This window comes from Sorangium sp. So ce131 (assembly GCF_051519095.1).
Lineage (GTDB): Bacteria > Myxococcota_A > Polyangia > Polyangiales > Polyangiaceae > Sorangium.
On the sequence record NZ_CP150455.1, the window covers coordinates 11,516,693 to 11,528,250 of the forward strand.

Consider the following 11,558-nt stretch of genomic DNA (forward strand, 5'->3'; position numbering starts at 1 on the left):
CCGTCTTCACCTTCCAGGGCCCCCGGCGAGGCGCTATGGACGGCCCTTCCCATGCCGAGCCCCTCACGCCTCGCCTCCGCGCACGTCGCCGCCTCGTACCCGCTCGCCCCGCTGACCTGGGAGGTCGGGTTCACGAGCGATCCCTCCGTGCCGCCCGCGGAGCTCGTCCCCGCCGTGGTCCCGGGGGCGGTGCAGCTCGACTGGGCCAGGGCCAAGGGGCTCCCCGACTACACGGTCGGCGACAACTTCCGGCAATTTCGCTTCGCCGAGGACGTCTACTGGGTCTACCGCGCGCGCCTCGATCTGCCGAAGGCCGGCCCGGGCGAGCGCGTGATCTTCTTTTGCGGCGGCGTCGACTACCGCTTCCGCGTCTACCTGAACGGCGAGCTCTGCCACGACCAGGAGGGCATGTTCACGCCGTTCGAGATCGATCTCACGGACCTCGCGAGGCCGGGCGACGAGCTCTCCATCGTGATCTTCCCCGCGCCCAAGGCCGCGAGGGCGCCGGAGGATCGGACGCAGGCGCGCCTCTCGAACAAGCCGCCCGTGAGCTACGGCTGGGACTGGCACCCTCGCCTGATCCCGTGCGGCATCTGGCAGGAGACCGGCATTCAGCTGCGCCCGGCGCGCCACTTCCGCGCGGTGGACTTCCGTTACCGCCTGTCCGACGACCTCACCACCGCCGATCTCGACGTGCGCATCGAGACCAGCGAGCCCGGCGCCGGAGGCGCCTCGTACCGGCTCCTCGACCCGGACGGGGACGAGGTCGTGTCGAGCGCGACGCCGGAGGCGCGGCTCGCCGGGGTCCGGCTCTGGTGGCCGAGCGGCGAGGGCGAGCCGGAGCTCTATACGCTCGAGGTCCTGCTGGACGGCGCGGTCGTGCACACACGGAAGGTGGGCTTTCGCCGGGTGCGGCTCGTGATGCACGAGGGCGCCTGGGACGAGCCGGCGCGGTTCCCGAAGAGCCGGAGCCGGCCGCCGGTGACGCTGGAGGTGAACGGCCGGACGATCTTCGCGCGCGGGTCCAACTGGGTCTGCCCGGAGATCTTCCCCGGGATCATCGACGAGGGCGTGTACCGGCCGCTGCTCGAGCTGGCGAAGGACGCCCATTTCAACCTGCTCCGCACCTGGGGCGGAGCGATCATCAACAAGGAAGTGTTCTACGAGATCTGCGACGAGCTCGGGCTGATGGTCTGGACCGAGTTCCACCTCGCGTGCAACCTGTACGAGGGCGAGCCGAGCTACCTGCGTGTCCTGGAGCAGGAGGCGGAGAGCACCATCCGGCGCGTCCGGCAGCACCCGTCGCTCGCGTTCTGGTGCGGGGGCAACGAGCTCTTCAACGTCTGGTCGGGCATGACCGATCAGTCGCTGCCGCTGCGCCTGCTCAACAAGCTGACGTACGAGCTCGATCGCGACACGCCGTTCCTCCCGACCGCGCCGGTCGACGGGATGGGGCACGGCGACTACCGCTTCCGCGACGAGCACGGCCGGGAGCCTCACCAGATCTTCGCGTCGGCGAGCAACACGGCCTACTCCGAGTTCGGCTGTCCCGGGCCCTCGGACGTCGCGTACCTGAAGACGTTCATCCCCGAGGCCGAGCTCTTCCCGCCGCGGCAGGGCACGGCCTGGCAAACGCACCACGGGTTCGGGGCCTGGAACATGGACCCCGGGAGCTGGCTCTGCGAGGCCACCATCACGTTTTACTTCGGCCCGGCGAGGTCGCTGGAGGAGCTCGTGGAGCGAGGGCAGCTCCTCCAGTGCGAAGGGTACAAGTTCATCTTCGAGGAGGCGCGCCGGCAGAAGCCGGTGTGCTCGATGGCGCTCAACTGGTGCTTCAACGAGCCCTGGCCGTCGGCCGCGAACAACAACCTCGTCAGCTGGCCGCACCGGCCGAAGCCCGCCTACCACGCGGTGAAGGCGGCGTGCCGGCCGGCGCTCGCCAGCGCGCGGGCGCCGAAGTTCGGCTGGAAGAGCGGGGAGGAGTTCCGCGCCGACCTCTTCGTCCTGAACGACTCGCCCGAGCGCGTCGCCGCGGGCACGGTCGAGGCCCGGCTCGAGCTCGCGGGCCGCTCCGTCGCGCTCGTGCGCTGGAGCTTCCCGGACATCGAGCCGCGGCGCAACGCGAAGGGGCCCACGCTCTCGTTCGTGCTCCCGCGGTTCGAGGGCAACACCTTCCGGCTCGAGCTCGGCGTGGCGGGCCGCGCCGAGCTCGACTCGAGCTACACGTTCGCCTACACGAGCGTCGCGGAGCGGCGCAAGCCGGCCCCGGGCGAGCGGTTCCTGAACGGGTGAGCCCGGCGCGCCGCGCCGGTCACGACGGCGTCTTGAGGCGCTTCGGCCAGAAGACGTGGAACGTGGCGCCGGCGCCGACCTCCGAGTCGAGCGAGACGCGGCCGCCGCGCGTCTCGACGATCTTCTTCACGACCGACAGGCCGATGCCGGTCCCCTCGACCTTGTCGCGCGCCTCCAGCGTCTGGAAGATGCCCCAGATGCGCTCCTGGAATTGCGGCGGGATCCCGGGGCCGTTGTCCTTCACGGTGAAATCGTAGAAATCGCCGGCGTCGGCGCACGCGACCTCGACGACGGCGTCCGCGCGCCGGGCGTGCTTCAGCGCGTTGCCCATGAGGTGCATGAACACCTGCTGCACCGGGACGCGCTCGGCGTGGAGCGTCGGCATGCCCTCGCCGATGACGATGCGCGCCTCGGCGGGGGGCCCGAGGAGCTCGGCGCACTCCGCGACGATCGCGCCGACGTCCACGAGCCCTACCTTGTCGCGGATGCGCCCGGCGCGCGAGTAGCTGAGGATGCCCTCGATGAGCGCCTCGAGGCGGTGCACGCGCCCGCGGAGCATGCGCATCTGCTGGCGCGCCTCGTCGCTCATCTTGTCGGCGAGCCCCTCCTCGATCCACTCCGACAGGCTCGCGATGCCCCGGAGCGGGGCCTTGAGATCGTGGGACGCGACGTAGGCGAACTGGTCGAGATCCTGGTTGGTGACCGCGAGCGCGTGGGCGAGCTGCTCGGCGCGCCGGCGCGCGCGCACCTGGTCGGTCACCTCGAACGCGAGCACGGCGACGCCCTCGACCTCGCCGGCGGCGTCGTAGATGGGCTGGTAGATGAAGTTGAAGAAGCACTCCTCGAGCGCGCCGCCGCGCTCGAGCGAGACGGCGAACTCGTTGCCGAAGAACGGCTCGCCGGTGGCGCAGACGCGATCGAGCAGCGGGACGACCGCGTCCGCCGCCTCGGGCAGGGCGAGGCGGAGGGGCTTGCCCACGACGTCGCGGCCGCCGATGAGCTCGACGTACCTGGGGTTCGCGAGCTCGTAGACGTGCTCGGGCCCGCGCAGGACGCAGATGCCCGCCGGAGCCTGCATGAACAACGTCGAGAGGCGCGAGCGCTGCCGCTCGGCCTCGGCGAGCGCCGCCTGCTCGCGGGCGAGGAGCTCGGCGCGCTCGTCCGCCCGGAGGCGCTCTTCCTGGTAGGCCTGGGCGTCGGAGATCGTCGTGGCGATCTGGCCGGCCGCGAGCTCGAAGAAGCTGCCGTAGTCGACGTCCAGCGCGCGCCGCGGGCTGACGCCGGCCACCAGGAAGCCCTGCACGGCGCTCTTCCCGGAGCGCGCGAGCGGGAGCACGAGCGCCTCGCGGCACGGCTCGGGCCAGAGGCCGCCGGGCAGCTCGCCGAACCGCTCGGCGGGGACGCCCACGCGCACGGTCCTCCGGGTCCGCGCGACCTCCGCGAGCGGCCACACGCGGCTTTCCTCTGTCATTTCCAAAGGTTCCGTGAGCGAGACGCGCTCGGGGCTCGCCCGGCCGCCGGGGGGCACGCCCTCGGCGGCGATGAGGCGCGCGGCCGCCCCGCCCGGCTCCACCAGGTACAGCAGCGCGAACGCCACGTCCGCGGCGCTCTCGGCGAGCGTGCGCAGCGAGCGCGCGCACGTCTCCTCCACGGGGACGGTCTCCGCCGCGGCCGGCTGCGCGCCGAGCGCGCGCAGCGCCCGGAGGCGGCGCTCGCTGAGGACACGCGCCGTGGTCTCGGCGCAGGCGCAGAAGATGCCGCCGATGGTGCCGTCCTCGATCAGGACGGGGGCATAGGAGAACGTGAAATAGGTCTCTTCCGGGTAGTCATTACGCGACAGGATCAACTGGAAGTCTTCCGACCACGTCGCCTGGCCGGTCGCGCGCACGCCGTCGAGCATCGGGCCGATCACGTGCCAGATCTCGGACCAGCACTCCCGGCCGGGCCGGCCCAGGAACTGCGGGTGTTTGTTCGCGCCGAGGATGGGGCGGTACGCGTCGTTATAGAAGCGCGCGTACTCGGGTCCCCACCAGATCTCGATGGGGTGCCGCGAAGCGAGGCAGATGCTGACCGCGGTGCGCAGGCTCTGTGGCCACCGCTCCACCGGTCCGACGGGCGTGGTCGACCAGTCGAGCTCGCGCATGAGGAGCGCCATCTCGCTGTCGCCGGCGAGGAACGGCGAGGCGGTGCGGCGGGCCGTGGGTTCCGGGGGGTCGCTCTCCTGCATGGCCCCTCGGTATACCTCGCCGCGCGACGACGTCACACTTCCTCACCTGCCGCCGCGGCCCGGGAGCGCCCGGGCAAACGCAGGGCCCGCCCGCGCGAGCGTCCGCGGCGCCGGGCCCGAAGGGGCGGAGATCAGCCGTGGTTCCCGAGCGAGGTTCGGCCGCTGCCCCACAGGGCCGCCAGGACGCCGAGGTGCGCCGCCGGGTAGAGGACGGGCATGACCCGCAGGAGCAGCGGCGCATCGACGAGGAGCGGGAGCTCCACGCAGCCCCAGGCGGTCACGAGCAACCCCGAGATCGTCAGCACGCCGCGCGTCCACGGCTCGCCGCGCCGCAGCCCGCGACCGGCGAGCACATCGAGCGCGCCGGCGGTCCAGTGGATGAGGCTGATGAAGGCGAGGTAGGCGGCCCGGTCGCCGCCCGGGATGCCCTTCGCCGCAAAGGCGCGCAGGACGCCGGCGGAGTGCGCGGTGCCGCCCAGGAGGAGCACGACGCCGAGCGCGACGGTCAAGGACGCCAGCGCGGGACGCGAAGCCATGCCGCCGAGCATACCCGAGGTTCGGCGGCGGTGGAGGGGCGAAGCACCGGGGCGCACGTGCGCGCAGGTGCGACGCATGGGACAAGACAGCCATTCTTCGAATCAGAACGAGCTTCCGCGAATTCGCAGCATCCATGAACGCGCCGTTCCTCCGCCGAGCGGCGGGGAGAGGTTCATCGGCGGCGAACGCGGAGCGTCACCTGGACGGCGTGCCGCCCTGCACCTCTGCCCGGAGCTCTGCCCGCCGCTTCGCCAGCCACACCCGCGCCTCCGCCTTGCCGTCGACGAAGTGGAGCGGGATGTCCGCCCTGGTGACCAACGCATACGCGCGGATCACGAGCGTGCTGAGGAGCCTCGCCGCGAAGCTCGAGCGGTAATACACGACGCCCCGGATCGGCACCCGGCGCGCGTTGCGGGACACCAGCGTCCTGGCTTCCGCGGCCATCGCGCCCAGCTGGGACACGTCACCGGTCACGAACACATAACGCCGCCCTGAGCACCATGGCTCGATGAACTCGAAGATCCGCAGGACCTGCTCCGGCGCGACGTCGCCTCGCAGGATCAGCTCCAGCGTATCGTCGTCCTCACCGACGCGCACCGTGTGCTCCCCGATCTTCGTCTCGTGCTCGGCCATGCGACACTTCACCTCGGGTCCGCCCGTGCGCCGGAGCGTAGCCAGGCACTTTGAACCCAAATCAGCGTGGCTTCAAGAGGAGGAGCGGGCAGCGTCCGGGGAGCGCGGCGGCGACGCCGGCAGCGTCACCCTCGTCACCCCTCGTCGAACGCGTGCCGCCCGAGCGCCGCGTCGAGCCGCACGACCGACCGGGCGTGGGCGCGGCGCTCGCCCGCGAACAGCCCGGGATGCACGCAGGCCGCGAGGATCTCGAGCGACTCGACGATGCGCGGGCCGGGGCGGTTGAAGAACGCGTTGCCGTCGGCGAGGAACACGCGGCCCTGCGCCGCGGCGCGGTAGCTCGACCACGGCAGGACGCGGGGCAGGAGATCGATCTCGGCGAGGGTGCGCTCGAGGGGGAAGCCGCACGGCTTGATCAGCACCACGTCGGGATCGAGCGCGGCGAGGTCGTCCGGCGAGAGCGTGGGCGCGTGATCGCCGGGGCGCGTCACGAGCGGCTCGCCGCCCGCGAGGGCGATGAGCTCCGGCATCCACACGCCGCCGATCATCACGGGATCGAGCCACTCGACCGCGAGCACCCGCGGCCTGTCCGGCGCGGCGGCCGCGCGCGCCGCGACGGCGGCGGCGCGCGCGCGCAGCCGCTCGGCCAGCGCGTCGCCCTCGGCCGGGCGGCCGATCCCCTCGGCGACGCGGCGAACATCCGCCCAGATATCGTCGAGCCGTACCGGCCGCAGGTTGACGAGGCGCACGTCGCGCCGCGCGAGCCGGGCGACCGCCGCGCGGACGTCATCGAGCGAGACGGCGCAGACGTCGCAGAGGTCCTGCGTCACGATGACGTCCGGCCGCGCCTCCCGGAGCGCGTCCAGATCGATGTCATAGACCGCGAGCGCGTCCCGGAGGACGTCGCGCACCGCGGCGTCGATCTCCCGGCTGGAGCGCGCCGGCCGGAGCCGCGGGCGGGTGAGCACAGGGACGCCCGAGAGGCCTTCGGGGAAGTCGCATTCATGGGAGATGCCGACGAGGTCGCCGCGAGCGCCCAGCGCGCAGACGATCTCGGTCGCGGACGGCAGCAGGGAGGCGATGCGCATGAGGGGATTCTATGCCTCGGCGCCGCGCCCGGTGCCGGCTCCGGCGCCGGGCTCGTCGGCGCCGGCCGCCCGGCGGACGACGTCGTCCACACGGCGCCAGGACCCGTGGCCCTCAAACGGATGTGCTAGAGAACCTTCGGTCGGCGAGACGCCACGCCCCGGAGGAGCAGCGTGCCGGAAGGCGCGAGTGGATCGCGGGAAGCGGGAAAGGCCCCGCCGGAGCAACGACGGCAGGGCGAGAGGGCACAATCGCCCTCGAATCGACGAGAGGCCGCCATGAGATTGCAAGGCAAGATCGCGCTGGTCACAGGAAGCAGCCGGGGTATCGGCCGCAGCATCGCCGTTCGTTTCGCCCGCGAGGGCGCCGACGTGGCGATCACCTACCACAAGAGCAAAGAAGGCGCCGAGGAGGCCCTCGCCGAGGTCGAGGCGACCGGACGGCGAGGTCATCTGTTCGCCGTCGACGTCGCCTCCGTCCAGAGCGTGCAGCGCTTGGTCCAGGATGTGGTCGCACACTTCGGCCGGCTCGACGTGCTGGTCAACAACGCCGGGATGGAGAAGCGGGCGCCGTTCTGGGAGGTGACCGAGGAGGACTATGATCACGTCCTGAACACCAACCTGAAAGCGGTCTTCTTCGGGAGCCAGGCCATGGTCCGGCACCTGCGGGAGACCAAGCGCCCAGGCAAGATCATCAACATCAGCTCCGTGCACGAGGACCTGCCGTTCCCCAACTTCGCCGCGTACTGCGCCAGCAAGGGCGGCCTGCGCATGCTCACGCGCACGCTCGCGGTGGAGCTGCGCGGCACCGGGATCACCGTCAACGCGGTCGCGCCGGGCGCGATCGAGACGGAGATCAACGCCGATCTGCTCAAGGACCGCGACAAGCTGAGCGCGCTGCTCCGCCAGATCCCGCTCGGCCGCCTCGGCCAGCCGGACGACGTCGCCGGGCTCGCCGTGTTCCTCGCCTCGGCCGAGGCCGACTACGTGACTGGCTCGACCTACTTCGTCGACGGCGGGCTGACCTGGGACTACGACGAGCAGTAGGCGCCGGCCGCACCGCGCCTGACACCGCGGCGCAGCGGCCGCCGGCGCGCGCCGCCGCCGCTTGGAGCGCTGCGGGGCCAGGGGCGGCGCTGTGCGCGGCGGCGAGACCGCCTGTCACGCCCAGGCGCGGTGAGCTAGGATCGCGCCATGTCGCAGTACAGGGACGAGCTCGAGGCCGCCCGACGCCGGCTCGACACGCTGGAAGCCAAGGTCCGGGAGCGCGACGCCGCGCTGGAGGTGCGCGAGCTCGAGCTCGCCGAGCGCGAGGCGGAGATCGCGATGCTCCGCCGGTCCGCGGGAGAGGGGTCGCCACCCCTGCTCGCGCCGCTCTCGCGCGGCCGCCTGCTCGGCATCTTCGGTCTGGGCGCGATCGCCTCGTGCCTGTCGATCGGCGTCGCGGTCCTGCTCGTGAACGGGCCGTGCCGCTACGAGGGCGAGCTCCTCGTGGAGCCAGCCGCGCTGCCCGAGCCGCCCGCGCAGGTACAGGCCGACGAGCCCGAGGCCCTGGCGCCGGCGCTGCTCGGGGCGGCCGAGGAGAACGCGCGGAGCACGGATGTCCAGATCATCAAGCAGGGGATAACGCAGGCCAAGCGCAAGGTGCGCGCCTGCTACCAGCAAGAGCTCGCGAGTCGGCCCGACTCGGCAGGGAGCATCCAGGTCACGCTGGAGATCGACCAGGCAGGCGCGGTGAGCGACATCACCCTGTCCGAGTCGACGGTCCGGAGCCCGGCGTTCGATGCGTGCCTCACCAGGGTGTACCGAGAGCTGAAGTTCGCTGGCCTGGAGCAGGGCGCGACGACCGTGAGCACCTCGTTCACGTTCGTTCCCGCCGCGCCGGCTCGGGGCGACACGGGTTTCTGATCCGCGCCGTCATTTTTGCGCTGCGCGGCCGGGTGATGGTGGCACGATGCGCCCATGGCTGAACTCAAGACCTACACGGGTGGCTGTCACTGCGGGAAGGTTCGCTACGAGGTCAAGGCGGACCTGAGCGCCCCGGTCGGGGCGTGCAACTGCTCGATCTGCTCGAAGACGGGCTCGCTCCTGGCCTTCGCGCCGGCCGACCAGTTCACGCTCCTGTCGGGCGGAGATGTCCTCACCGACTACCAGTTCAACAAGAAGGTCATCCACCACAACTTCTGCTCGGTCTGCGGCATCCGCTCGTTCGCCCGCGGTACGGGGCCCGACGGGCGCGAGATGTGCGCGATCAACGTCCGCTGCCTGGACGACGTCGACGTGGGCGCGCTGAAGATCACGCAGTTCGACGGCAAGAGCCTGTGACCACGCGGGAGGGGAGAGACGCCGTCGCGCCGCGCTCCGGAGGAGCGGCGGCGCCGGGCGGCGTCGCTCCGGGCCCCGGCGCCGCCGCCGCGCCGGGCGGCGCCGATTCGCCCGGCATGGTGCCGAACCCGACCCTGAGCCGCTCGGCGCGCGCCGGGCGCAGGACCGAGGACGAGCAGCTCCTGAGCCGGCCGGAGCTCGTGCAGCCCGCCGCCGCCGACTTCACGCAGACCGATCCGTGGCGGGTACTCCGGATCACGGGCGAGTTCGTGGCCGGCTTCGACGCGCTCGCCCATGTGGGCGCCGCGGTGGCCATCTTCGGCTCGGCACGGACGCGGCGAGAGGACCCGGATTACGCCGCGTGCGTCGAGCTCGCGCGGCGGCTCGGAGAACACGGCTTCGCCGTCATCAGCGGCGGGGGCCCCGGCATCATGGAGGCGGCGAATCGCGGGGCGGTCGAGGCGCAGGCCGTCTCGGTGGGCTGCAATATCGAGCTGCCGCACGAGCAGCAGGTGAACCCCTACGTGCAGATCCCGGTCAACTTCCGTTACTTCTTCGTGCGGAAGACGATGTTCATGAAGTACGCCGAGGGGTTCGTCATCTTCCCGGGCGGCTTCGGCACCCTCGACGAGATGTTCGAGGCGCTGACGCTCGTCCAGACCGGCAAGGTGCAGAACTTCCCCATTGTCCTGTTCAATCGGAGGTTCTGGTCGGGCCTGATCGAGTGGTTCAAGCAGACGATGCTGGCGGAGGGCAAGATAGCGCCGAAGGACATGGAGCTCATGCTCGTCACCGACTCCATCGAAGAGGCCTGCGAGGCGATCGTCCGCTGTTATGAGCGCCGGTGCTGGGAGGCCAAGCAGCGCGCGGCGGCGGATCCGATGACGGGCGGCCCGCCCGGGAGGGTCGCGCGGCCGGAGCACGCCGGGGAGCATACCGACGCGGCGCCGGAGCAGTGAGCGGAGCGAGGGGAGCGCGCGGCCGCGATGCCGCCCTCGCTGCACCGCGGCGGTCGGGCGCGAGTCGCTCCGCTCGATGCCCGACTTACTGGGCAGCGCGCGCCTGGGCTGCCGTCGCCGCTCCGGCGCCCTCGGAGGGCGCGAGCGGCACCTTGAGGTAGACGCGATCGACGTCGATGACCACGCCGATCGACTCGATCGCGAGCTTCGCGCCCGGGCCCAGGATCGAGAGCAGCCACTTGCCGTCCGGCTGCCGCTGGAAATGCTCGATGCGCACCGCCTTCTGGGAGACGAGCACATAGTCGGTGATAGAGCGGACGCTCTGGTACTGTGCGAACTTGTCGCCGCGATCGTAGGCCTCCGACGTATCCGAGAGCACCTCGACGATCACGTTCGGATTGAGGAGCGTGTCGACCTCGGCGTCCTCGAACACGGGTTCACCACAGACGACAGAAGCGTCGGGATACACGTAGCGCCCCGTGGACGTGATTTTGACGCGCATGTCGGACGTGTGGACCTCGCAGGGCCGCTCGAGCACCGCATTGCCGAGCTCGCGCTGCAAGTTCGCGGCGAGCAGGCTATGCGCCCGGGAGCAGCCCGACATCGCGAAGATCTCGCCATTTGCGTACTCGTGCTTCTGCTCGGAGGCCCGCTCGAACGCGAGGTACTCCTCGGGCGAGAGTCCGGTACGCGCCGCAGGCTGTCCCATCGCGGACAGCTTAGGGCATCCGCCCGCCGGGCGCGAGGCGTCCGCCCCGAGACGACGCGGCGCTCCACCGCCGCGGCTCCTCACCACGCCGGCCTTATTCCGCCGGCTCCTCTTCCCCCAGCCGGTCGAGCTCGCCCCAGAGCTCGTCCAGATCGAGCGTCAGCCCTTCACACCCCGGCACCACCTCGAGGCGCCCGCCTGCGGTGCCCTGCGCCCAGACGTAGCGCCCGTCCGGGCCGAGCTCGTAGATCTCCAGCATCCTCGTCGCCGGATCGAGCAGCCAGTACCAGCGCACGCCGAACGCCGCGTACTCGCGCAGCTTCTCGATGCGATCGCGGTGCACGTCGCGCGGCCGCGGCGAGACGACCTCGATCATCCCATCCGGCGGGCGCCGCATGGGCCCGCGTCGCGGCGGGGGCTTCTGTCCCGGCAGGAGCATGGAGAGGTCCGGCTTGCGCCCGTTGCCCTTGCGGACGAGGTACTTCAGCTCCGAGCCAGCCACGAAGGCGCCGCGAGCCGCCGCCCACGCGCCGAGCAGCCGGATCAGCCAGATCACGGCGGTCTCGTGGATCCAGTCCGCCACCTCTTCCTCCACGAGCACGCCGTCGACGAGCTCGCCCGGCTCGTCCTCGGGCAGGTCGAGCCACGCCTCGTCGCTGAGGCGGCCTGGGCTGTACTGAACGGCGGTGGCGGCAGCCATCACGGATTCCCATCGTAGCACGATCGCCTCCGGCACAGCGGCAACGGCGCTCGCCTCCCCCGCCCTCGCCTCCCCCGCCTCGCTCCCGTGC

Annotated in this window: 11 protein-coding genes; 5 read left to right on the forward strand and 6 right to left on the reverse strand. The window is 71.6% G+C overall.

The window, feature by feature from the left end:
- Positions 1-51 precede the first annotated feature (51 nt).
- Positions 52-2,292: a glycoside hydrolase family 2 protein gene (locus WMF43_RS41815; RefSeq protein ID WP_437673504.1), complete on the forward strand. Its 2,241-nt coding sequence runs from the start codon at positions 52-54 to the stop codon at positions 2,290-2,292.
- A gap of 19 nt (positions 2,293-2,311) precedes the next feature.
- Here the strand turns inward: WMF43_RS41815 and WMF43_RS41820 are convergent, their stop codons facing one another.
- From WMF43_RS41820 to WMF43_RS41835, 4 genes are all read right to left on the reverse strand, one after another.
- Positions 2,312-4,519 (reverse strand): sensor histidine kinase, encoded by a 2,208-nt coding sequence (locus tag WMF43_RS41820; protein WP_437673506.1) that lies wholly within the window; start codon positions 4,517-4,519, stop codon positions 2,312-2,314.
- A gap of 131 nt (positions 4,520-4,650) precedes the next feature.
- Entirely contained in the window at positions 4,651-5,055 is a 405-nt protein-coding gene (locus tag WMF43_RS41825; RefSeq protein WP_437673508.1) for a hypothetical protein, read from the reverse strand.
- Between the two features lie 196 nt (positions 5,056-5,251).
- Positions 5,252-5,689: a hypothetical protein gene (locus WMF43_RS41830; RefSeq protein ID WP_437673510.1), complete on the reverse strand. Its 438-nt coding sequence runs from the start codon at positions 5,687-5,689 to the stop codon at positions 5,252-5,254.
- A 134-nt stretch (positions 5,690-5,823) separates the two neighbouring features.
- Entirely contained in the window at positions 5,824-6,777 is a 954-nt protein-coding gene (locus WMF43_RS41835; protein WP_437673512.1) for an ABC transporter substrate-binding protein, read from the reverse strand.
- Positions 6,778-7,053: 276 nt separating this feature from the next.
- Between WMF43_RS41835 and WMF43_RS41840 the strand changes: the two genes are divergently transcribed.
- The 4 genes from WMF43_RS41840 to WMF43_RS41855 all read left to right on the forward strand — a co-directional run bounded on the left by WMF43_RS41840 (position 7,054) and on the right by WMF43_RS41855 (position 10,058).
- Positions 7,054-7,821, forward strand: coding sequence for an SDR family NAD(P)-dependent oxidoreductase (locus tag WMF43_RS41840; RefSeq protein WP_437673514.1), 768 nt, complete (start codon positions 7,054-7,056; stop codon positions 7,819-7,821).
- A 147-nt stretch (positions 7,822-7,968) separates the two neighbouring features.
- The gene (locus WMF43_RS41845; protein WP_437673516.1) at positions 7,969-8,682 is read left to right on the forward strand and encodes an AgmX/PglI C-terminal domain-containing protein; all 714 of its coding nucleotides are present in this window, start codon (positions 7,969-7,971) and stop codon (positions 8,680-8,682) included.
- 54 nt (positions 8,683-8,736) lie between these two features.
- Positions 8,737-9,099 carry a GFA family protein gene (locus WMF43_RS41850; protein WP_437673518.1) on the forward strand — a complete coding sequence of 121 codons (363 nt, stop codon included), beginning with the start codon at positions 8,737-8,739 and terminating at the stop codon, positions 9,097-9,099.
- Entirely contained in the window at positions 9,096-10,058 is a 963-nt protein-coding gene (locus tag WMF43_RS41855; RefSeq protein WP_437673519.1) for a TIGR00730 family Rossman fold protein, read from the forward strand. The genes WMF43_RS41850 and WMF43_RS41855 overlap by 4 nt, the downstream gene beginning before the upstream one ends.
- Positions 10,059-10,143: 85 nt before the next feature.
- Here WMF43_RS41855 and WMF43_RS41860 read toward each other — a convergent pair whose 3' ends face one another.
- A complete protein-coding gene (locus WMF43_RS41860; RefSeq protein WP_437673521.1) occupies positions 10,144-10,767 on the reverse strand; it encodes a Uma2 family endonuclease in 624 nt (207 codons plus the stop codon).
- Positions 10,768-10,861: 94 nt separating this feature from the next.
- On the reverse strand, positions 10,862-11,467 hold the full coding sequence (locus WMF43_RS41865) for a Uma2 family endonuclease (RefSeq protein WP_437673523.1): 606 nt from the start codon (positions 11,465-11,467) through the stop codon (positions 10,862-10,864).
- Positions 11,468-11,558: the final 91 nt, after the last annotated feature.